16 protein-coding genes are annotated in these 22,171 nt (G+C 53.6%); 10 read left to right on the forward strand and 6 right to left on the reverse strand.

Annotated elements, in window-relative coordinates; translation table 11 throughout:
• Positions 1–215: 215 nt before the first annotated feature.
• A complete protein-coding gene (locus RSA72_RS01415; RefSeq protein WP_332621557.1) occupies positions 216–836 on the forward strand; it encodes a TIGR00730 family Rossman fold protein in 621 nt (206 codons plus the stop codon).
• An 82-nt stretch (positions 837–918) separates the two neighbouring features.
• On the opposite strand, the gene RSA72_RS01420 is transcribed toward RSA72_RS01415, so the two are convergent.
• Entirely contained in the window at positions 919–2,820 is a 1,902-nt protein-coding gene (locus RSA72_RS01420; protein ID WP_332621555.1) for a choice-of-anchor I family protein, read from the reverse strand.
• 151 nt (positions 2,821–2,971) lie between these two features.
• Between RSA72_RS01420 and mdtD the strand changes: the two genes are divergently transcribed.
• The 8 genes from mdtD to RSA72_RS01460 all read left to right on the forward strand — a co-directional run bounded on the left by mdtD (position 2,972) and on the right by RSA72_RS01460 (position 11,485).
• Complete coding sequence (gene mdtD / locus RSA72_RS01425) at positions 2,972–4,363, forward strand: multidrug transporter subunit MdtD (protein WP_332621553.1); 1,392 nt, start codon at positions 2,972–2,974, stop codon at positions 4,361–4,363.
• Between the two features lie 80 nt (positions 4,364–4,443).
• Positions 4,444–5,229, forward strand: coding sequence for a glycoside hydrolase family 25 protein (locus tag RSA72_RS01430; protein ID WP_332621552.1), 786 nt, complete (start codon positions 4,444–4,446; stop codon positions 5,227–5,229).
• Between the two features lie 122 nt (positions 5,230–5,351).
• A complete protein-coding gene (dinB, locus tag RSA72_RS01435; protein ID WP_332621550.1) occupies positions 5,352–6,407 on the forward strand; it encodes a DNA polymerase IV in 1,056 nt (351 codons plus the stop codon).
• A gap of 590 nt (positions 6,408–6,997) precedes the next feature.
• The gene (gene creB / locus RSA72_RS01440) at positions 6,998–7,741 is read left to right on the forward strand and encodes a two-component system response regulator CreB (RefSeq protein WP_332621549.1); all 744 of its coding nucleotides are present in this window, start codon (positions 6,998–7,000) and stop codon (positions 7,739–7,741) included.
• A 10-nt stretch (positions 7,742–7,751) separates the two neighbouring features.
• Positions 7,752–9,209, forward strand: a complete 1,458-nt coding sequence (creC, locus tag RSA72_RS01445) for a two-component system sensor histidine kinase CreC (RefSeq protein ID WP_332621547.1) — start codon at positions 7,752–7,754, stop codon at positions 9,207–9,209.
• A 168-nt stretch (positions 9,210–9,377) separates the two neighbouring features.
• A complete protein-coding gene (gene creD / locus RSA72_RS01450; protein WP_332621545.1) occupies positions 9,378–10,793 on the forward strand; it encodes a cell envelope integrity protein CreD in 1,416 nt (471 codons plus the stop codon).
• 55 nt (positions 10,794–10,848) lie between these two features.
• On the forward strand, positions 10,849–11,085 hold the full coding sequence (locus RSA72_RS01455) for a hypothetical protein (RefSeq protein WP_332621544.1): 237 nt from the start codon (positions 10,849–10,851) through the stop codon (positions 11,083–11,085).
• A 43-nt stretch (positions 11,086–11,128) separates the two neighbouring features.
• Entirely contained in the window at positions 11,129–11,485 is a 357-nt protein-coding gene (locus RSA72_RS01460) for a RidA family protein (protein ID WP_332621543.1), read from the forward strand.
• 103 nt (positions 11,486–11,588) lie between these two features.
• On the opposite strand, the gene RSA72_RS01465 is transcribed toward RSA72_RS01460, so the two are convergent.
• The 3 genes from RSA72_RS01465 to RSA72_RS01475 form a co-directional block, all read right to left on the reverse strand.
• Positions 11,589–12,128, reverse strand: a complete 540-nt coding sequence (locus RSA72_RS01465) for a DUF2726 domain-containing protein (RefSeq protein ID WP_332621541.1) — start codon at positions 12,126–12,128, stop codon at positions 11,589–11,591.
• A gap of 409 nt (positions 12,129–12,537) precedes the next feature.
• Entirely contained in the window at positions 12,538–14,955 is a 2,418-nt protein-coding gene (locus tag RSA72_RS01470; RefSeq protein WP_332621540.1) for a YgiQ family radical SAM protein, read from the reverse strand.
• A 266-nt stretch (positions 14,956–15,221) separates the two neighbouring features.
• The gene (locus RSA72_RS01475) at positions 15,222–16,925 is read right to left on the reverse strand and encodes a GGDEF domain-containing protein (RefSeq protein WP_332621539.1); all 1,704 of its coding nucleotides are present in this window, start codon (positions 16,923–16,925) and stop codon (positions 15,222–15,224) included.
• Positions 16,926–18,196: 1,271 nt separating this feature from the next.
• Between RSA72_RS01475 and omp33-36 the strand changes: the two genes are divergently transcribed.
• Positions 18,197–19,078: a porin Omp33-36 gene (gene omp33-36 / locus RSA72_RS01480; RefSeq protein ID WP_332621538.1), complete on the forward strand. Its 882-nt coding sequence runs from the start codon at positions 18,197–18,199 to the stop codon at positions 19,076–19,078.
• 73 nt (positions 19,079–19,151) lie between these two features.
• Here the strand turns inward: omp33-36 and RSA72_RS01485 are convergent, their stop codons facing one another.
• Both RSA72_RS01485 and RSA72_RS01490 read right to left on the reverse strand, forming a co-directional pair.
• A complete protein-coding gene (locus RSA72_RS01485; RefSeq protein WP_332621537.1) occupies positions 19,152–21,122 on the reverse strand; it encodes a BCCT family transporter in 1,971 nt (656 codons plus the stop codon).
• Between the two features lie 169 nt (positions 21,123–21,291).
• Positions 21,292–21,984 carry an ion channel gene (locus RSA72_RS01490; RefSeq protein WP_332621535.1) on the reverse strand — a complete coding sequence of 231 codons (693 nt, stop codon included), beginning with the start codon at positions 21,982–21,984 and terminating at the stop codon, positions 21,292–21,294.
• Positions 21,985–22,171: the final 187 nt, after the last annotated feature.

The raw sequence follows: 22,171 nt of genomic DNA on the forward strand, positions 1-22,171 counted from the left end.
TGCGGAGCGACAACAACCACTGCCCATGACGGTTCATTTGTTGAAAAACAGGAATTAAGTATAGCAAGCTGAGTCAGAATTTCATCTTTTTTTAGCGCGCATAGGCGCAGGCCGGCAGCCAGAGCCTGCCGCGGGCAGCCGATGCATTATTCCTGTCATATTTCTGCGCTAAGCTGGAGCGGCCAAAAATAAAATGCTAAGGTGAATAAAACAATATGAATAGTGCATTAAAAATGACAGAACAATTAAACCTCTCCTCTCCTCAGACTACCCAGCCGCTGATCGCCCTGTACTGCGGCTCGCGCTCCGGCACTAACCCGATTTATCAGGAAAAAGCCATTGCGCTGGCCAAAGGCATTGCAGATCAGGGCTTCGGCCTGGTTTACGGCGGCGCCAGCATCGGCCTGATGGGCCAGGTGGCGGATGCTGTAGTGCAGAACGGCGGCGAAACGGTCGGGGTCATTCCTGAGTTTATGCTGGACTATGAAATTGCCCACAACAGCTTAACTGAGCTGTATATTGTGCGCACCATGCATGAGCGCAAAGCCATGATGGCCGAGCGCGCCAGCGCCTTTGTAGCCCTGCCGGGCGGGCTGGGCACCCTGGAGGAAATTCTGGAAATCGCCACCTGGGGGCAGCTGAACCAGCACCAAAAGCCGATGATGCTGTACAACGTCAATGGATTTTACAATGCGCTGATTGCCCAGCTGGATCATGCGGTGCAGGAAGGCTTCCTGCCGCCGCAGCACCGCGCCAAGCTGATTGTCTGCAATTCATCTCAGCAGATTTTCAGCGCCCTGCGCAATCTGGATTTCCCGGAGCATTTTGTGGTTTAAGCCCGGCGCCGGAAATAAAAAAAGCGGGAGGAAGCGCAAGCGCTTCCTCCCGCTGTTAACTGCTGAGGCTGCCTTCAGGCTGCTACAGCAGCTTCACTTCATACACGGCGGTGCTGCCGCTGACTTCATTGCCCACCACCAGCAGCGGCTTGCCGTTCGGCGATTTATCGGCTGCAATAAAAATCAGGCCTTCAGGGCCTAAGTCCCCCTGCTTGGCCGTGCCCGGCTGGCTCAAGCCGCGCGCATTGAAATACTGCACAAATTGAGCCTGCTCCGGGTTGCTGATGTCATAGACCATAATCCCGCTGGCGCGCTCCAAGCCAATAAAGGCAAAGGTTTTCCTGCCGATCTTCCCTAGCGCGACCCCTTCCGGCTCCGGGCCTTTATTGTCGCTGCGGTCATCAAACTTGAAGCTTTCATGATTGCTGTTGAACTGTTCCGGAAATAATGCCGCAATTTTCCGTTCAAACCCGCTGCCTGAATCCCAGACAATTTGCTTCGTCAGCGGGTCAATAATGCTGAATGAACGGCCGCCATAAGCATACAGCTTGGCATAAGTCAGCTTGCCGTCCGCATCCAGCAGGGGCTTGCCTGTTACAGGGTCTTTCTTGAAGCCCTGCGTCCAGCTGACGGTTAACCGGCCAATCTGCGCATCCTTAATCAGATTATCCGCACACACTTCTGCAGCTTCGGCTGTTTTGCATTCGCCAAATACCGCTGTATCCAGCTTCGCGCCTTTCACACCCGGAATCAGCGCGCGCAGATGCGCTGCATAATCGCCTTTACTGTCAAAACCGGCTTTTTTAAATAAATGCTTAATGCGGATTTCTTCGGCATAACCGGCATTCAAATCGCCGGCTTTAAAATACCCAGCTTCATCGGCCAGCCATTCACGCGCATCGCCTTCATTCGCGGTCACCAGATAGGCCTTGCCATTGGCTTGATACTGCGCAATCGCGTCCGGCATATACATGCCGTACAGCCCCGGCCATGCCTTGATGTTAATCATGCCTGCATCTTTCTCACACGGCGCAGCCGTTTGCCCCAAAGCATCCTGCCCTGGCGCGCAGTCACGGTCACTGCCGTCTAAAGCGTTTTCCGGCGTGCTGTGATCTTTGTAGCCCAGCGGGAAAATATCCGTGAATTCACCTTTGGTCAAATCCAGCACAGCAATTGCATTATTTTCCTGCAGGCTGACCCAAGCCGTTTTGCCGTCTGCGCTGACCGCAATGTATTCAGGCTCTAAATCTTTAGACACAGCCGCGGCCTGAATGCCTTTGGCAGCGGCATCGGCATACTGTGCAATGTCAGGCCCGAAAATACGCACGCCGGCATCCAGCAGCTCCTGCCTGCGTGAATCCCATGCCTTAAAGCCGGCAGTTTTGGCTGCCGGCTGCTGAATATTGCTGATATCAATAATGCTGACCGAGCCTTCCGGGTCAATTTGATAGCCCTCATTCGGTTCGCCCTCATTGGCCGCCAGCACTGTTTTGCCGTCTGGAGTAAAGGTCAGCATATCCGGCAAAGCGCCGACATCGACAGAACTGACCGGGCTTAAGTCACTGGCTTTATAGAAAGCCACTTTGCCTGGCTCTGTTTTATCGGCAGCCTGCACCGCAACCGCAACAATGCCCTGATGCACCGCAACACTGTTCGCTTCAGAACCCGGCAAGAGGCTATGCGTTGAAATAGACCCGATTTTTTCAGGCTTGGCGGGATCAGACAAATCCAGCACATCCAGTTCGCCGGCTTCGGCATTCACCACAAACAGGCGCTGGCTGCCGGCATCAAAAGCGGGAATTTCCGCTGCGCTGGCGCCGAATACGCCCGACTCATAAGCGCCGATCCGCACCAGCTGAATGGATGCAGGCGTGGCTTCCTCCGCGGCCGGAAGAGCTGCCGCCTCATCATTGCTGTCATTGCATGCGCTCAGCCCCAGTGACAGCATTGCCGCCAGCAGTGCGGAGATTTTAAAATTGGCCATTGCCTTCATTCTTCCACCCCAAATGCTGACCAATTTATAAGCAGGTAATTGCAGCGCGGTGACAGCGCCATGTCAGTTCAGCTGCACTTCAGCAGCGGCATGCGCCGGCGGATTCAGCTAAACTGCTTATAAATTTCAATTTTCTGACGCTATGACCGCCACCACTTCACATCAAGCGCTGCAGCCGGAATTCAGGCTGCTGGTTCTGCTGGTTTCCATCGGCTTTTTCATGCAGGGCCTGGACACCACCATTGTCAATACCGCCATTCCTTCCATGGCTGCGCATCTGCATGAAGACTCGCTGAACATGCACAGCGTGGTGGTGGCCTATGTGCTGTCTGCGGCGGCCTGCATTCCGCTCAGCGGCTGGCTGGCTGACCGCTTTGGCGTGCGCAATACTTATTTCGCCGCCATTATCATTTTTACTTTGGCCTCACTGGGCTGCGGCCAGTCCGGCAGCCTGAACGAGCTGCTGCTGTACCGGGTTCTGCAGGGCATCGGCGGCGCGCTGCTGCTGCCCGTCGGGCGCCTGGCCATGCTGAAAGTGATCCCGAGGGCGCAATTTCTGTCCGCCATGAGCCTGATGAGCCTGGCAGGCTTAATTGGCCCGCTGATTGGCCCCACGCTTGGCGGCTGGCTGGCTGAAGCCGCCACATGGCACTGGATTTTCCTGATTAATATTCCAATGGGCATTCTGGGCGGCCTGATCACCTTTAAAGCCATGCCGAATGTCACTGAACCCAGCGTGGCGCGCTTTGATTTTTTGGGATTCCTGCTGCTGCTGATTGCCATGACGGGTCTGTCTTTAGGCATTGAAAACATTGCCGGCGCGTCCCATTCGCTGTACTGGAGCATTGGCCTGACCGGTTCAGGCCTTCTGGCCTGCCTGCTGTATGCCCTGCATTCGCACAGCAGCCGCAATGCGCTGTTCCGCAGCCGGCAGTTTCAAAACCGGGTGTATGCCATCGGCATACTCGGCAATTTTTTTGCCCGGCTGGGCGGCAATGCCATGCCGTTTTTACTGCCGCTGATGCTGCAGGTGGCATTCGGCTTTGAGCCGTTTATCACCGGCCTGCTGATGATTCCGGCCGTTTTAGGCTCGCTGGCCTCCAAGCCACTGATCCGGCGGATTATTCAGCGCTTCGGCTACCGCCGGACGCTGCTGGCCAACACCCTGCTGGTCGGCGCCTGCATTGCCAGTTTTGCCCTCAGCTCGGCGGATACGCCGGCATGGCTGCGCGCGCTGCACTTCTTTGCCTTCGGCATGCTGAACTCCCTGCAGTTCGTGGCCATGAACACCTTGACCCTGAAAGACCTGCCGCAGCAGGATGCCAGCAGCGGCAACAGCTTCCTGTCGATGATCATGATGCTTTCCATGAGCATTGGCGTGGCTTTGGCGGGCACCTTGGTGAATGCCTTCAGCGCTTATTTCGGCGCCGGACAGATTGCCGCCGCCTTTCACGCCGCCTTAATCTGCCTCGGCTGCATCAACCTGATTGCTGCTGCGGTTTTCTGGCGGATTCCCAAAGGCGCTTCAGTTTAGGCAGCCGGCGCAGAAACGCCATAGTTTAGCCCGCCGGTTCGCGCTATCATGAAGCCCGGACATTCACCTGTATGCTGCACATGAAAAAACGCCAGCCGGCCCCTTCCGCTTTAAAGACTTGCAGCCTGTTCATTGGACTGCTGGGCTTTGCAGCCGCGGCGCTGCTGGGCTATGCGCTGCTGATGCCGCACCGCTTTGCATCGGCGGAAGAATATCCAGTCAAAGGCTTTGATGTCTCGCATCATCAGGGCGATGTGCAATGGCGGGAGATTTCCCCGCAGGCCTACCGCTTTGTGTATTTGAAAGCCACCGAAGGCGGCGATTTTAAAGACACAAAATTTCAGGACAACTGGCTGCAGGCGCGTGAACAGGGCTTTTTAGTCGGCGCCTATCATTTTTACCGGCTGTGCCGCGGCGGCGCCATTCAGGCGCAGAATTTCATTGAAACCGTGCCGAAAAAGGACGACGCCCTGCCGCCGGTGATTGATCTGGAATACGACAGCAAATGCATCAACACCTACAGCAAAGAGCAGCTGCTGCAGGAAATTCAGGCCATGCATGACCGGCTGCTGCAGCATTACGGCAAGCAGCCGATTTTCTATATTTCCAAATCCTTCTACAACATTGTGCTGGCCGGAGAGTTTAAAGCCACCCCGCTCTGGGTACGCGAATACCGGGGCAAGCCGGATTTAAAGAACAATCCTGACTGGCTGTTCTGGCAGCATACCAATCAGGGCCAGATTCAAGGCATTGCTAAAGCCGTGGATTTGAATGTCTTCAATGGCGCTGAAAAAGACTGGCAGGCCTTCCTGCTGCAAAACGGCTTAAGCCCGGCCGCGCCGGCGGAACAGGCTGCGGAAAAATAGCCGGATGCCGGCCCGCAGCTTTATCCAGTCAGCCTGTGTCGCGCTAAGCGCAATGGCCGCTGACCGCCGCCGGCAAGCTGTGCGATACTGCATGCATCAACCTATTCCGGCCATGCCGCTGCATGAGAAAAATCATTCATATTGATATGGATGCCTTTTATGCATCTGTAGAACTGCGCGAGCGCCCTGAGCTGCGGCATCTGCCTGTGGCGGTGTCCTCGAACCATCCGCGCGCGGTGATTTGCGCAGCCTCTTACCCTGCGCGCGAATTTGGCCTGCGCTCCGCCATGCCGATGAGCCAGGCCCGCAAGCTGTGCCCGCAAGTCACGGTCATTGAGCCGGATTTTGAAAAATACCGCGCCGTTTCCGCGCAGATTCATGCGGTATTTCAGCGCTATACCGCGCAGATTGAGCCGCTGTCGCTGGATGAAGCCTATCTGGATGTGACGGAAAACCTGCAGCATACCGCCAGCGCCACCGAAGCCGCCATGCGCATCCGCGCAGATATTTTTCAGGCTACCGGCCTGACTGCCTCCGCCGGCGTGGCGCCGAATAAATTCCTTGCCAAAATCGCGTCGGACTGGAACAAGCCGAACGGCATCTGCGTGATCAAGCCCTCCAAAGTTCAGGCCTTCATTCATGGCCTGCCGCTGCAGAAAATCCCCGGCGTGGGCAAAGTCACGCAGCAAAAGCTGCACAGCATGCAGCTGCAGACCTTGGGCGATTTGCAGGCCATGGAAGAAGCCGTGCTGATCCAGCATTTCGGCAAATACGGCCGGCAGCTGTTTTTATACGCGCAGGGCATTGATGAGCGCCCGGTTCAGGCCGAGCGCGAGCGCCAGCAAATTTCCAAGGAAACCACCTTTGATGATGACCTGACCTTGGAGCAGTGCGCCGCCTGCTGGGGCAGCCTGATTCAGCGGGTCTGGCTCAGTCTGGAAAAAAAGCGCCTGCAGGCGCGCGGCGTGACGGTCAAGCTCAAGCTTAAAAACTTTCAGGTGCTGCAGCACAGCAGGAGCTTTAAGCAGGCGCTCACTTCGCAGCAGGAAATGATGCAGGCCGTGCAGCTTTTATTGAAGGAAATGCAGATTCCCGCGCAGGATCAGTTCCGCCTGATTGGCGTCGGGCTGTATCAGCTTGCGGAACAGCAGGATGAAGCGCAGCTTTTGCTGTGGTAAAAAATAATCATTTAAGCCGAATCTTTGCCACTGCCTCAAATAAAGTGCAAAAGCGACTGCCTTTTGCGCAGGCAATGCCTTCCTTTTGAAGGATCAAAAGGAACAAAAATCCTCTGTTGGACAAAGGGCTCATCCATGCAGCCCTTGTCCAACGGGCGGCGTCCCTGCCGCCCTCCGCGGAAGCAGATGCTTTCTCAGAGCAGTTTGCTTATAAAAACACTCAATTAAATGCTGAACTTCATCACCCTTCAAAAGACTATTAAATAAACAAAAAAACATCTTTTCGACTAAATACTTACCCATCTGCTCAAAAAATAGCGTAATCTAGTCCGCGCAATGCATTACCCATGCAGCTGCCGAGATGCCGCAAGTCACCAATACTTGCAGCATGCTGTCCTGTAATTGGCGTGACGATCAAATCCGAATATTGCAGGGCGCTCAAACATAGACATGGGTAAGCGCCCGCTTCAAACCCTCCTGACTTTTCCCTGCCGCCTTCATACAGTTCATACAGACTTCACCTAAAGTTCATTCGCCTAAAAAAAATAATTTAAGTACACTGCAATTGATTCCATCAAATTCACAGGCCCATGAATAATAAAAGACAGATTCTGTGCGTAGAGGATGACGCCGCGATTCTCATGCCCCTGCGCTATGCCCTTGAGCGCGAAAACTGGCAAGTCAGCTGGGCCAGCGCCGGCCTGCAGGCCATTCAAATGCTGCAGCAGCAGGACTTTGATTTTATTATTTTAGATGTCGGCCTGCCGGATCTGAACGGCTTTGAAGTCTGCAGGAAAATCCGCAGCTTCAGCCACACGCCGCTGCTGTTCCTCACCGCGCGCGATGATGAAATTGACCGGATTGTCGGGCTGGAAATCGGCGCCGATGATTACTGCGCCAAGCCGTTCAGCTCGCGTGAAATTGTTTCGCGCATCAAGGCGATATGGCGCAGAATGGAACTGCAGGCGCAAAGCGCAGGCGCGCAGGCTTCGCCCTCAAGCCGCATGAATCCGGATGAAGCAGGCACTCTGCAGGCAGCGGCAAAAACATGGCGCTGCCTTGATGAAGCGCTGCAAATTCATTTTCTCGGCGCCGCCCTGCAGCTGACCCGCTACGAATACCGCCTGCTTAAGCTGCTGATTGACCATCCTGAACAGGTCTTCAGCCGCCAACAGCTGATGGACCACATCTGGGAACACCCGGAACACAGCCTGGAGCGCACCGTCGATACCCACATCAAAGGCCTCCGGCAGAAACTCAAGCAGGTTTCAGCCGCCCAGGACCCGATTGTGACGCACCGCGGTTTCGGCTACAGCCTGAAGCGGCTGGATTAGGCCGGCCGGCATGTCAATCTTCATCCGCATCTGGTTCTTCTTCGGCCTGGTGATCCTGCTCGGGCTCTGGTTCATGTCCTATGCCTTCAACCAGCAGGTCAAGCCGAATGTGCGCCAGGTGGTGGAAGACACCCTGGCCGAAAACGCCAATATCATCGCCATGCTGGTGGCGGAAGATGTCTACGCGCAGAAGGTTGCCACGGCGCAGTTCGATGAAAAAATTCAGAATGCGCTGAACCGGAAAATCAACGCCAATATCTGGCAGCATAATAAAAAGGAAATCAATCAGCAGATTTACATTACCGATGCGCAGGGCAAAGTAATTTATGATTCCCAGGGGCTGGCGGCCGGGCAGGACTATTCCCGATGGAATGACGTCTACCTGACGCTGCAAGGCAAATACGGCGTGCGCTCAACCCGCAGCAATCCCTATGACGCCGGCAGCAGCACCATGTACATCGCCGCCCCGATCTACCATCAGCAGCAGCTGATTGGCGTGGTCAGCATCGGCAAGCCGAATATTTCCGTGCAGCCGTATATCCAGCGCGCCGAAGACCAGCTGCTGCAGCAGGCTATCTGGATTGCCCTGCTCAGCCTGTTTCTGGCCAGCCTGGTGGCGTACTGGCTGAAACACAGCATTGACCGGGTGCGCAAATACGCTCAGGCGCTGGCCCCAGTGAATCAGACGCCGCATTTCCATTCCGCGAAGGAGCTGAATCAGGTGGCGCAGGCGGTTGAAACCATGCGGGAAAAGCTTGAAGACCGCGCCTATGTGGAACACTATGTCAACACCCTGACCCATGAGCTGAAAAGCCCGCTCACGGCGATTCAGGCCAGCGCGGAACTGCTGAATGAAGCGCTGCCGCTGCAGGACCAGCAGCAGTTCGCCGCGCATATTCATGCGCAGAGCCAGCGCCTGAGAAGCCTGATTGACCGCATGCTGCTGCTGACCCGGCTGGAAAAATCCAAGCATCCGCTGGATCTGCATGAGTTTGATTTGGCGCAGCTGATGCAGCAGGTGCTGGATCAGCAGGCCAGCCGGATGCAAAATAAGCGGATTGACTGCCGGCTGGAGCTGCAGCAGCCCTGCCGGATTCAGGCGGACCGCTTCTGGCTGCAGCAGGCGCTGTCCAACCTGCTGGACAATGCTCTGGATTTTTCCACCGAAGGGGCAAAAATGCTGATCCGGCTGCATGCCCGGCCGCTGCAGATCCAGATTTTCAATGAAGGGCCATGGATTCCGGAATTCGCCTTAAAGCAGCTGTTTGACACTTATTTTTCCCTGCCCCGGCCGGATACCCGGCAGCGCAGTTCCGGCATCGGGCTGAGCATTGTCAAGCAGGTGGTTGAACAGCATCACGGCCAGATCCAGATTCAGAACATTGATGAAAATCAAATCCATGAACTTGGCCCGCACCGGCAGGGCGTTGCGGTCAGCATGCAGCTGCCGCAGTTGCAGCATCCTTAGGCCCGCTGCTTAAAGCCAAGGCTGTTCCCGCTGCCCGCCTCCTGAACCTGATAAGCAGGGCTTCCGGCGGCTTCACCAGAACTTCACAGAAAAATCAACGCCGGCTCAAACAAAGCACACCGCCCTTGCGCACACTGTCGCCATCAGCAGCACATATAAGGAACAGCAATGCGGGCAAGCTTTATCAGCATCAAACTCATCGCCATCATTATTCTGATGGCGCTGTTCTGGATCGGCCTGTTTTTCATCTCAGGGCTGGTTTCAGAGCGGCAGGGCTATCAGCAGGCCTTCCTCAAGGATATTGCCCAGAACAATATCAGCCCGCAGATCATTATTTCGCCCTATATCCGTGTGCCCTATCAGGAACAAGGCGCCTGCCTGAATGAAAAAAATGAGCAGTATGCCTGCACCCTGGACCGCTTTGCGCTCATTGGCGCAGACAGCGCCGGCTGGACAGCGGAATTCAATGTTTCGGACCGCGCCTACAAGCGCACGATTTACCGCGCCGTCAGCTATCAGGCGGATTTAAGCGCGCAAGGCGTATTTCAGAAGCCGGAAATCTCCGGCCAGCAGTACCAGTGGGATAAAGCCGAAATCGTGCTGCCGGTGCATGATCCGCGCGGGCTGGACAGCAATCCCAGCATTAAAATCCTGAATAAAAGCTATCAGTTTGAAATGAGCCCGCAAGGCAGCGCCGGCTCAGGCTTTGATTTTATGGCCATCTCGGTGCAGCAGCGCCCCGAACTGCTGAGCGCCATTCAGAACGGCTTCAACTTCAGCCTGCAGGTCAACAGCGCCGGCTTGGGGAAATTCACCCTGATTCCGACCAGCCGGCAGGTCACTTATGCGGCCCGCGGCAACTGGGCGGATGCCAAGTACGACGGCCAAAGCCTGCCGTATGAAAAAACCAGCAGCCGGCAGCGGTTTACAGCGCAATGGAAGAATATCGCTTTAGGGCAGCAGAACCTGAATAAGCTGGCCAGCTGCAGCAGCAATGACTGCATCCGCCAGCTGGGCAATGCCGATGCATCCCATGAGGCAGCCTACAGCAGTGAAGGCCGCGCAGAAAAAACCGGCCTTTCCACTGAGTTTCTAGCGCCGGTCAATGCCTATACCCAGACAGACCGCGCCCTGAAATACGGCATCGCCATCATTCTGATCACTTTCGGCTGCTTCTTCCTGTTTGAAGTCCTGAAAGGCCTGCGCATCCACCCGGTTCAATATTCCCTGGTGGCGGTGGCGCAGGGCATCTTCTTTGTGCTGCTGCTTTCCATCAGTGAATACTATGCCTTCGCCTGGGCCTATGCTGCGGCGGCCGCCGCCTGCGTCAGCCTGATGACCTGGTACCTCTGCTTTGTCATGAACGGCATAAAAGCCGCGGCGCTGTTCGGCACCATCCTGAGCGCGCTGTACGCCGTCATGTACCTGCTGCTGCAGTCTTCAGGCAAAACTTTCCTGATCGGCTCGGTAATTTCCTTCATTGCGCTGGCCGCGGTGATGTTCCTGACCCGCCATGTGGACTGGTATCAGCTCAGCAGCCGGCCTGAACGCGGGCCGGAGCCTGATGCGCCACCGCAGCCCTGACCGCCAACCCGCGGATGCCCCATGCGCATCCGCCATTTCTGCAGAGGCCGAAAACATGCATCTCCATCCGCCATCCAGCAACGCCCTTCTGGCCTTAGAGCAGGCCTGCCCCGTGCACAGCTCAATTGCATTCTGCCTGAATCAGCTCAGGGCAGCGCATATTCAGTTTTTGAATCTGGGCAATTTGATCATCTGCCCCAGCCATAACGGCCTGATTATTTTCCAGTCCCGCCTGCTAGTCCGGATTGAAGCGCTGACGCTGCAGCAAAGCCGGCTTGCAGAACCGCCCTGATCACGTAAACTTAGCGCATAGCTTTTAAAACTCAGGATTGATCATGACTGTACAGCGACTGCATGTAGAAAAACGCTTTTCGGAAATCGCCATTTCCGGCAATCTGGTGCATTTGGCCGGCCAGCTGGCTGCAGACACCAGCTTAGATATTCAAGGCCAAACCCAGCAAACGCTGGACATCATTGACCGCTTTCTGGCGGATGCCGGCACCGACAAAAGCCATATCATGTCGGTGATGATTTTCCTCAAGGATATTGAACAGGACTATGCCGGCATGAATGAAGTCTGGGATGCCTGGGTCAGCGGCATGCAGGCCCTGCCCCGCACCTGCGTTGAAGCCAAGCTGTATGCGCCGGATGTGCTGGTTGAAATGACCGTGGTTGCGGTCAAGCCTGAATAGCAACCGGGCGCTGCTTTAAGCACCGGCTGGCTTATGCCGGTTCCGCCCGGCGCAGGCCATAAAAAAAGCATGCCGTTCCGGCATGCTTTTTCATTTCGGCTGCTCAGCTGAGCAGCTTGACTTTCTTGCGTTCCAGATCTGAATAAAGGTGGTATTTCTTCAGATCGCTTACCAGCGCAGCCGGGCGCAATTTGGCATGCTCGGGCAGAAAGTCTTCCCGCAGCTGATAATACTCCGGCACATCCTCATAGCGGATTACGCGGTAGCCAGCCATTTCCAGCAGCGCATCCTGATATTGCGCGCGCTGCGGGCGCTTCAGCACCATCGGATCATCCAAAGCGACAATGGCGGCCACCTGCTGATTTTTATCCAGCACTACAAAATCCGCCACCATATTGCGGTACTTATTGCGCGTGCGGTGATATTTGGTGGTCAGCAGCGCATCGAAAGAAACATGCGCCAAAACCGTATGGCTGGGCAGGATTTCTTTCAGGCGCGTATAGGCCAGCTGCTCATTAATACTGAAAATAGCGCGCTGCTTCAATGCGCTATCCTGCTGCTTGGCGTTATTTTCCAAACTGTTCCAAGCCATTATGAGCATGCAGCCAAGTAAAATACTCGCGATCACAATATAAATTGCCATCTCTCATAATCCTTTATCTTTCTTATAATCGTTTTTTAGCCGTAAACTTATGCCTTGCTCCAGTATACAGCCAGTCTTATTGTTAAAATTTCCAATTAAAAAAATTCCCTTCAACCTTACACCAAACATGCGTCAAAATTGACAATTCGCTACACAGCTGCCGCCATTTCTGGAATGTCCGGCGGTTAAGGTCAATAACCTTTAAGCGGCTATTCCGGCTAATGTATGCCATGCGCGGAAAATCTGGCAAGGCCGTTTCTGACGGCTGTCAGCCAATTCCGATAAGCTGTTACTGTTTTAGCACTATTCCTGCCCTGAAGTCAGCCTGAATTGCTGCAGTTTATGTCAATTGGCGCTTCACGCAGAAAAAAAGGATGCCTGAGCATCCTTCTTCATTCACTGATCAAAATTAAGCTTTCGATCGCGGCTTGGACTTGCCCTTTGGCTTGGCGCCGCCAAACGGTTTTTTATCGCCGGTTTCGCGCGGCGGCAGGCCGGTATGCTGAGTCAAAATCTGCCCTCTTTCTGGACGTTTTTTGGTATTTGACGGACGCGGTGCATTGCCGGCCTGATTGTTTCGGGCAGCATTGTCGCCCGCGCGCTTTTGCGAATCGCCGCCAACCGTGGAGTTTTTCTTGCGCGCTGACTGATACTGGCCATCAGCCGCTCCCGCAGGCTGATAGGTCGGAATCAGATGCTGCTTCGAGTTGCCGATCAGATCGGCGCGGCCCATTTCCTTCAGCGCCTCGCGCAGCAAAGGCCAGTTGTTCGGATCATGATAGCGCAAGAATGCTTTATGAATACGGCGGCGCTTTTCGCCTTTCACAATATCGACATTTTCGGTATAGCGCGCCACTTTCGCCAGCGGGTTTTTACCGGTGTGATACATGGTGGTCGCTGTCGCCATCGGCGACGGATAGAACGTCTGCACCTGATCAGCGCGGAAACCGTTCTTCTTCAGCCAAATCGCCAGATTCATCATGTCATATTCGGTCGTGCCCGGATGCGCGGCGATGAAGTACGGAATCAGGTACTGCTCTTTTCCTGCCTCTTTGCTGAAGCGGTCAAACATCTGCTTGAAGCGGTCATAAGTGCCGATGCCCGGCTTCATCATCTTGGACAATGGGCCTTTCTCGGTATGCTCGGGGGCAATCTTCAAATAGCCGCCGACATGATGCTGCACCAATTCTTTGACATATTCAGGGTTCAGCACCGCCAGGTCATAGCGCAGGCCTGAACCGATCAGGATTTTTTTAATGCCCTTGAGCGCGCGCGCCTTGCGGTACAGCTGGGTTAAGGGCGCATGGTCAGTATGCAGGTTCTGGCAGACGCCCGGATAAACGCAGGACGGCTTGCGGCAGTTCTTTTCAATTTCAGGGTCTTTGCAGTGCAGGCGGTACATATTGGCCGTCGGGCCGCCTAAGTCTGAAATAATGCCGGTAAAGCCCGGCGCAGTATCGCGGATTTTTTCCACTTCGCGCAGGATGGAATCTTCGGAACGGTTCTGAATAATCCGGCCTTCATGCTCGGTAATGGAACAGAAGGTGCAGCCGCCGAAACAGCCGCGCATAATGTTCACCGAGAATTTGATCATGTCAAAGGCCGGGAAGCGCGCATCGCCATAGGCCGGATGCGGCAGGCGCGCATACGGCAGGTCAAAGACATAGTCCATTTCTTCCGTGGTCAGCGGAATCGGCGGCGCATTCAGCCAGACATCGCGTTCGCCGTGCTTCTGCACCAGCGCGCGCGCATTGCCCGGATTGGTTTCCAGATGCAGAATGCGGTTGGCGTGCGCATACAGCACAGGATCAGCAGCCACGTCTTCAAACGCCGGCAGGCGGATCACCGCCAGCTCACGCGGCGGCAGCTTATGCTTGATGGCTTTGGAAGCCGGCTGCAGCTGCACAATCTGGGTATCGGCATCCAGATTGTCGCCTTCACGCACAATAGGGTTGGCAACCAGTTCTTTCTGGAAATTCTGGTACTGGGTTAAAGAATTGCCCTTATCTTTTTCAATTTCGCAGCCGTCCAGATCTTCCGTCATCACATAAGGGTTGATGATTGGATCGACGCGCCCGACGGCATCCACATCGTTGGAAGCGATTTCCACAAATTTGGCTTTGGAGGCGCGGTTATTTTTATTGACGATGAATGCGGTGCCGCGCACATCGGTAATTTCGTGGATTTTCTGGCCTTTGGCCAGGCGGTGCATGACTTCGACAATCGAGCGCTCGCCATTGCCGTACATCAGCAGGTCAGCCTTGGAATCCATCAGCACTGAACGGCGGACTTTGTCTGACCAGTAATCATAATGCGCAATGCGGCGCAGCGAAGCTTCAATGCCGCCCAGCAGCACCGGCACATCCGGAAAAGCCTCGCGGCAGCGCTGGCAATACACCGTCGCCGCGCGGTCCGGGCGCTTGTTCGGCACATTGTCCGGAGAATAGGCGTCATCCGAGCGGATTTTGCGGTCTGCCGTATAGCGGTTGATCATCGAGTCCATATTTCCCGCGGTCACGCCCCAGGCGATATTCGGCTTGCCCAGCGCGCGGAAGGCTTCAGCATTGGTCCAGTCCGGCTGCGAAATAATGCCGACGCGGAAGCCTTGCGCTTCCAGGGTGCGGCCGATAATGCCGGAACAGAATGAAGGATGGTCGATATAGGCGTCGCCGCAGACCAGAATAAAGTCACAGCTGTCCCAGCCGAGCTGATCCATTTCTGCACGCGACATCGGCAAAAATGGCGCAGGATCAAAACATGACGCCCAATATTTGTCGTAATCAAACAGCGCTTTAGGCGCTGTCTGCATGGTATAAGCAGTAGACATGGCTAGCAATTCTCGGCTGGCAGATGAAAGGCCTGAACATCAGGCCCAAGATGAAAGCCGGTCAGTTTAACATGAATTTCATTCATCTTGCTTGACGATAATTTATGCAATTCCGGCTGATTCATAATGGCTTCAGGCTGGCGCATCATCCCCAAAGCGCAGCGGCGGGCACCGCTGCCCCGCAGCCGGGTAAAAAGGCCTGCAGCATGCGCAGGGCATGATCTTTGGGCTGAGCATGCCGGCTTGCCTGCATGTAGCGGATCAGATCAGTCCGAAACTGTATTCTTGCCTTTGGCTTTGGCTCTGAACAGCGCCTCATCTGCCCTGGCCAGCAGCGCCATCCAGCTGGCCGCGCCAACCGCCACCCCTGCGCTGATCGACACATTCACTTCGGCCAGTTCTTCGCACTGCAGAATTTCCGACGCCAAAACCCCCTTGCGGATTTTCTCGGCAACTTTCAAGGCCGTTTCCTGGCTGATGTTTTCGATCAGCACCAGAAATTCATCGCCGCCGTAGCGCACCAGCAGATCGGACGCGCGCACGCAGCTTTTCAGGTTTTCCGCAACCGCCTGAATCACCCAGTCGCCGGCAATATGCCCGCAGCGGTCATTCACCTGCTTGAAATTATCAATATCAATAATCATCAGGCAGGTTTGCTTAAATTGGCTGGGCTGCTTTTCCAAAAGCTTAATGTATTCGTCCAGCGCAAAGCGGTTGGCAATGCCGGTCAGTGAGTCGGAGTGCGCAATATGCTTCAGCTGGAACTCCAAAGCTTCGCGCTGCTGCAGTTTTTTCTGCAGGCGGCTGATGGCGTCAAAGATGCTGCTGCCCTGCCGGTGCCGGCTGCTTTCCAGGGCCGGCCTGTCCTCCAGCTGCGCCAGCGCAAACAGCTGCCTGCGGGCAACAATCAAAGGCTCAAATACCCATTTCCGCGCGTAAATCATGGTCAGCACAACGGTCAGCAAAGAAACCAGCACAATTAAAATGGCGTAAATCAGCTTTTTTTTCGCCTGCTGCAGCTCCTGCCGGGCGGCGTCTACGCTGTACTGCAGAATATAGCTCTGCAGATCCACTACAGTGCTGAATTTTCCCACAATCGCCTGGGTCAGCTGCGGGCCGGTCATGCTGTAAGGCTGGCCCTTCAGGCTTTCATCCACCAGGCCGGCAATCAGCGGCAGGCCCTGATCCAGAAATCCGCTTTTCACCCGCCGGTGCAGCGCCTGAAACTCCGGGGTTTTATCATGCTCAGGCTGCACCACATTGACCAATTGCCATAAATACTGTGTTTGGCGCTGGGTCTGCATGAAGCGTGCCAAATTTTCTTCAGGAATCGGCTCATTAAAGCTTACCGCCGCCATAATATTTGATGCGGTTCTGCCTGCCTGATCGCGCAAATCGGCCAGCAGCAGAATTAAAGTATAATAATTGGATAATGCCGTATCTTTGCCTTTGGACTGGCTCACCACATGCTGCAGGACCGCGTGGCTTTGATCCCAGGCCATGAACATTGAGGCAATGGCCTGATCCAGCTGCTCCTGCCGCCGCTGCCCGTAAGGCAGGGCAATATAGCGGTCGACTGCCTGGCGCCCAAGCGCCAAGGCCGGCTTGAAATTCTGCTCCAGCTCGCGCGCAGCGCCGGCAAATCCCGTCCGCCTCAGCACCTCTGCAGCCTGCTGCATCTGAATATCGGCTTCTGCGCGGTATTTGCGCAAGGCGCCCAGCTGCTCCGGCAGTTCATCCTGCGGGCTGGACATGGCATTATTTGCCGGCGCGCGCTCTCTTGAAATCTTATTGGACAATTCCGCAACCATTTTCAGGCTTTGAATTTCCTGCAGCGCTTCCGAGCTTTTCTGATAGCTGCGGTAGCTGCTGACAATCAGCGGCAGGCTAATGAGGGCGACGGAGAGCATGATGACCAGCATCGCCAGCCATAAGCGCCTGCTGATATGTTCAGAGCGTAAAGCATTCATCGTATTGTTTTTTATGCCCCATTCTCAAACTGATTCATCGCCCAAAGGCGCAGCTGTTCCGCCAAGGCGCAGGCCAGATCAATGCATTGTGAACTGATGCCGGCAGCCATGGCCTCATATTATTATTGCTCCGCGCAGTATATTCAATTGCCCGGCAAAAGGCATTAGCCATTAATTATTTTTTACCTTATATTTCATTTAGATATAAAAAAAACAGCTATTTTTTATTCAGCCATTCCGGAATATATTTACACACGCTACAATTCAGTGCATAATGCACCTCATTAGGGCATTCTAAGGTTTTCCTCAGCAGAAATTTTAGATTTCCCGCAAATTTTGGCAGAAAAATCCCGGTTTTGCATAAAAACCGGGATTTTTTTTGCCTTGAATTTATTTCAGCCCCGCTTTTTCGGGAAATAGCGCACCATTAGCGTGCAGATTGTGCGCCTTTTATTTTAAACCGCGGCGGCGCCTGAATTCATCATGCCGGACGGCTGCAGGCAATTTAATTATGGCGGGTGAGCCAGTTTGCCCTGAGCCTGAGCCGCATGCGGCGCTGGAGAAAAAGAGGGATAAAACAGCCCTGCTGCGCAAAGCATTAACATGCACAGCCGGCAGGCTCTGGCCAGAATTCAGGCGCTGCCCAAACAGCCGGATGAAGTTCCAGACAAAAAAAAGCCCAACCTTGGGGAAAGCTGGGCGGATAAAAACAAAAATTGTGGAGAATCAGTCAAGGATCACAAAATGCGCCTGATCTGATAATTAGATTATGGGAACTATTGCAGAATAAGTAAAGTAGATTAATTTACTATGCTTTAAGATGCATCACATTTTACCATTATTTACGCCAAACAGTTGGCAATAAAATAAAAGAAGTGTCTTTTTTATGATCAACCGTCATTCCCTTAAACGGCTGATCCCGCTTGCTGCATAAAAAATGTGCAATAAAGCGCAGCCTCCCTGTTTAGATTGTTTAATACACAATTGTTATTTAAGATTGAAATCAACAATTAAATTGATTTTTACAATAATAAAACCGTTCTTTCCAGCCTTAAATCTGCGCTTTTTTGAGTAAAAGCCTTACAGCGAGCCATTGTTATGAATCAACTTTTTTCAGGTTGACAGCATTTTTACCATTTGGTGCAGATTTGAATAAAAAATAAACCGTTTACATATCTATAAAATAATCGCTTTAAAGATCATTGACTTAATAAAATGTTACAATACAATGCTCAATGTTTAATCCATTTGCAATAGAACTGGTATTTATCATGAAAAAACTCGGTTTAGCCTCTGCTTTACTTTTAGCCATGACCGGTGCACAAGCGTACCAAGTAGAAGTACAAGGTCAGTCAGAATTCATTGACAACACTGTAAATGACAAAAACTTTACTGGCGCTGTTCAGGGTACTTACTACTTTAAAAATGTTGATGCATCTAAAGGCCCATTGGCTGAAGCAGCTTTCTTAAATCAGGCTTCAAACGCGTCTTTAGCATATAACTACGGCGAATACGACGTAAATGCAGATGATGCTGACTACACTTCGCATACGATCGGCGCTAAAGCTGAAGCTTATATCCCGACTAAATTTGTTCCTGTATACGCCAGCGCGTCTTACAGCAACACAATCACTGACCATAAAGACGGCGAAGCTGACGATCACGGCGACCGCTATGCAGTTGAAGTCGGTGCGGTTGTTGTGCCTAACTTCCTGGTTGCTGTTGGCTACACCAGCGTGCCTAACCAAGTTTCTTATGACGCTTTCAACATTCTGTCTAACGGTGTTGTAAAAGCCGGCCTAGAATCAAATACAATTGCCCGTGACCAAGACGCAGTTACTGCGCGCGCTAAATACGTAGGCGCGATTGACGGCACCAACATGGCAGTTGGCTTTGAAACCAACCTGCTGCTTGCTGAATACAAAGCTTACGGCTTCAAAACTGATTTATTTGTAACCCCTAAATTAAGCGTTGGCGCATCTTATGCTGAATCCAGCTTTAAAGAGTCTCCAAACAAAGCTTGGGGCGCAAACGTAAATTACTTCATTACTCCAGCTGTTGCTGTTGGCGCAAACTACGTTAACGCAAATGCTGAAAAAGGTTCAGTACGTGATACTGAAACTGTTGGCGTAAACGCTAAATTCCGCTTCTAATTCATTTAGAAACCGAATTCAAAAAAAGGACGCATTTTGCGTCCTTTTTTAATGGCTTGTCCCGTCCTGAATTTTACTCAGGCAGACGCACCAGATTTAAAAAATGCAGATGGCGTTCATACTGGTCAATAATGTCCTGCAGCAGGTCTTCCTGCGTCCATTCCATCACATCATAGTTTTGCCCGCCTTCTTTTAAAAACACTTCGGCCTGATAGTATTCCGCATGCTCCGTCTGCACATCCGCCATAAAGCTCGGCGGCAGGGTTTCCCGCGCAATGACCTGATAAATGAAATTGCTTTCATTATGATGATCAACCCGCAGCTCCAGCCCCTCGTCCAGCCGGATAATTTCAACCGCCAGCTCACGGCGCTCAAATTCTTTCTGAATGCTGCGAAATGCATGCAGAACCTGAGCTTGAATAAACTGCTCCACCTCAGTTTTAGAATGCGGATAATGCATGATCAAGCCCAGCCGCTGCTGCCAGCTGCGCGGATTCTGAATGGCCCGGGGGGTAATGCGCGCGGCCTGCAGCGCCTGCATTTTAACCACATCCAGGCGCAGCGCCTTCAGCAGTCCCCAGCAAATCAGCAGCATAATCAAGGTGAACGGCAAGGCGCTGAGCATGGTCGCAGACTGCAGCGCGCCCAAGCCGCCTGCGAGCAGGAGCACAATCGCCAAAAGCGCCATCAGCACCGTCCAGAACAGGCGCTGCCAGACCGGAGAATTTTCAGATTTTGAAGTTAAATAGTCGGTGACCAGCGCGCCGGAATCGGCCGAGGTGACAAAGAACAGCATCACCAGCAAGGTGGCCAGCAGGCTCATAACGCCGGAAAACGGCAGCCCGTGCAGGAATTCGAACAGCGCCACCGAAGAGTCGCGCTGCACCGCCGCCACTAAGCCGGAATTGGCTTCATGCAGAATGCTGTGCAAGGCGGCATTGCCCATAAAGCCCATCCAGATCAGAGTAAAGCCTGACGGAATCAGCAGCACGCCGACAATAAACTCACGGATGCTGCGCCCTTCCGATACCCGCGCAATGAACATGCCGACAAATGGCGACCATGAAATCCACCATGCCCAGTACATGATGGTCCAGCCGCCAATCCAGCCGTCGGGCTGATAGGCATGCAGGTTGAAGGTCATGCTGAATAAATTGGAGATGTACTGGCCGGCATTCTGAATGGTGGTCTGCAGCAGGTAAATGCTGGGGCCGGCAAAGAACACAAACAGCAGCAGCGCCAAGGCCAGCACTAAATTCAGCTCGGACAGGCGCTTGATGCCTTTATCCAGGCCCAGAAAGATCGACAAAGAAGCCATGGCGCTGACGGCAATGATTAAAATAACCTGAGTCTGCGCAGACTGTTCAATGCCGGTCAGGTAATTCAGGCCGGAATTGATTTGCGTCACGCCGAAGCCCAGCGTGGTCGCCACGCCAAACACCGTGCCGATGGTGGCAAAGGTGTCGACGGCATCGCCAACCGGGCCATGAATTTTACTGCCGATCAGCGGATACAGCGCCGAACGGATTTTCAGCGGCAGCTGATGCCGGTAAGCGAAATACGCCAGCGCTAAGCCGACAAGCGTATAAATGGCCCACGCATGCAGGCCCCAATGGAAAAAGGTGACGCGCATGGCCTGCTGGGCAGCTGAAATGGTTTCCGGGTCGCCTGCAGGCGGGGAAACATAGTGCATCACCGGCTCCGCAACCCCGAAGAACATCAGGCCAATGCCCATGCCTGCGGTAAACAGCATGGCAAACCAGGAGGTGTTGCTGTAGGACGGCAGGCTGTGATCTTGCCCCAGCTTGATTTTCCCCATATCAGACAGGGCGATATAAATCAGCAGAATCAGGAAAATCGCCACAGACAGCACATAGAACCAGCTGAATGAGTCGGTCACCCACTGATTCAATTGCTTGGTGATCAGGTCAAATGAGTTTGGCGCCAAAATGACAACAGCCAGAAACACGCCGATAATAATGACCGTACTTAGAAACACATTGGGATTCACATTGGAATGCCAAGATGCAGATTTGGAAGACATAAAGACCCCATCTTGATTATTTTGTTTATCAGACAGACCCGAAGGTCAGGAAGCATTCACGTAAAGTGAACAAAAAGAAGAGTTCAGTAAACAGAAAAAACTCAACCGCATTATAAATTAATTATAAAAATAAATATGTTAGGCTCATGTTAATTTCTCGTAACATGGCTCAGCGTTCTTTATCCCGCTGCGTAGGCAAATGCGCAACATAATTCAGGGCGATCAGCCGGGATACAATCACCGCCAGATACATCACGCCGCAAAATATCTGCAGCATGGCTAAAACCCGCGCCGGCGCGCTGACCGGCATTAAATCGGACAGCCCTGTCGCCGACTGCAGGCTGAAACTCAGGAACAGCAGATCCAGCCATGACTGCTGCCCCGGAATAGAGGCATTGTAAAAGCTGCCGGGATAAGCCAGCTGGCAGACGCTGTAGAGAAAGGCAAAACCCCAGGCGATTAAAGTGAAGACTGCGCCGGCAGCAAACAGCTCATCGCGGGTTAAATAGCGGTCTGCAAACATATAGCGGAGCAGGCCGTAAGCCGCGCTGAAATACGCCAGAGCTTCAAAGCTGTGCGCAGTCATCTGAATCTTCGGATCGCTGGAGCCAAGGATCATCATGGCTGAAAAGATGACGGCGCCGCCGACAAAGCTTAATCCTAGAATAGTGAACATGGGCGTCTGCTGGATGACTTTGGCAATCAGCAGCAGAAGCAGCACGCCCAGCACCCAAAGCAGCGCGCGGTAGGTCAGGCTGAAATCCGGCACGGCGGTCAGCACAAGCACCAGCAGCTGAAGCAGCAGCAGCCACGCTGACGGCAGCATCTTAAAGCCTTTCCAGAAATCGCTGAATGCCTGCATGCCATCCTTCCTGCGCGCTGTTTTGAACCGCGCTGCTGTATTTTTATTGCAGTCCGCCATGAGCCAAGCAGGCCGCATGACAATGCGCTGGCTTTTGCTGTTCCTGCTTTCTAACTTAGCATGAAGCCGGCGCGCCGCGGTGAATAAATTCGCATGGACAGACAGAATGCGCAGCGCCTTGAGCTGC

This window comes from Acinetobacter sp. (genome assembly GCF_036659555.1).
In the GTDB taxonomy this organism is placed as follows: domain Bacteria; phylum Pseudomonadota; class Gammaproteobacteria; order Pseudomonadales; family Moraxellaceae; genus Acinetobacter.

Coding starts and splice junctions, on each gene's coding strand:
- RSA72_RS01415 (WP_332621557.1), top strand. CDS start 216: ATGAATAGTGCATTAAAAATGACAGAACAATTAAACCTCTCCTCTCCT.
- RSA72_RS01420 (WP_332621555.1), bottom strand. CDS start 2,820: ATGGCCAATTTTAAAATCTCCGCACTGCTGGCGGCAATGCTGTCACTG.
- mdtD (WP_332621553.1), top strand. CDS start 2,972: ATGACCGCCACCACTTCACATCAAGCGCTGCAGCCGGAATTCAGGCTG.
- RSA72_RS01430 (WP_332621552.1), top strand. CDS start 4,444: ATGAAAAAACGCCAGCCGGCCCCTTCCGCTTTAAAGACTTGCAGCCTG.
- dinB (WP_332621550.1), top strand. CDS start 5,352: ATGAGAAAAATCATTCATATTGATATGGATGCCTTTTATGCATCTGTA.
- creB (WP_332621549.1), top strand. CDS start 6,998: ATGAATAATAAAAGACAGATTCTGTGCGTAGAGGATGACGCCGCGATT.
- creC (WP_332621547.1), top strand. CDS start 7,752: ATGTCAATCTTCATCCGCATCTGGTTCTTCTTCGGCCTGGTGATCCTG.
- creD (WP_332621545.1), top strand. CDS start 9,378: ATGCGGGCAAGCTTTATCAGCATCAAACTCATCGCCATCATTATTCTG.
- RSA72_RS01455 (WP_332621544.1), top strand. CDS start 10,849: ATGCATCTCCATCCGCCATCCAGCAACGCCCTTCTGGCCTTAGAGCAG.
- RSA72_RS01460 (WP_332621543.1), top strand. CDS start 11,129: ATGACTGTACAGCGACTGCATGTAGAAAAACGCTTTTCGGAAATCGCC.
- RSA72_RS01465 (WP_332621541.1), bottom strand. CDS start 12,128: ATGGCAATTTATATTGTGATCGCGAGTATTTTACTTGGCTGCATGCTC.
- RSA72_RS01470 (WP_332621540.1), bottom strand. CDS start 14,955: ATGTCTACTGCTTATACCATGCAGACAGCGCCTAAAGCGCTGTTTGAT.
- RSA72_RS01475 (WP_332621539.1), bottom strand. CDS start 16,925: ATGAATGCTTTACGCTCTGAACATATCAGCAGGCGCTTATGGCTGGCG.
- omp33-36 (WP_332621538.1), top strand. CDS start 18,197: ATGAAAAAACTCGGTTTAGCCTCTGCTTTACTTTTAGCCATGACCGGT.
- RSA72_RS01485 (WP_332621537.1), bottom strand. CDS start 21,122: ATGTCTTCCAAATCTGCATCTTGGCATTCCAATGTGAATCCCAATGTG.
- RSA72_RS01490 (WP_332621535.1), bottom strand. CDS start 21,984: ATGCAGGCATTCAGCGATTTCTGGAAAGGCTTTAAGATGCTGCCGTCA.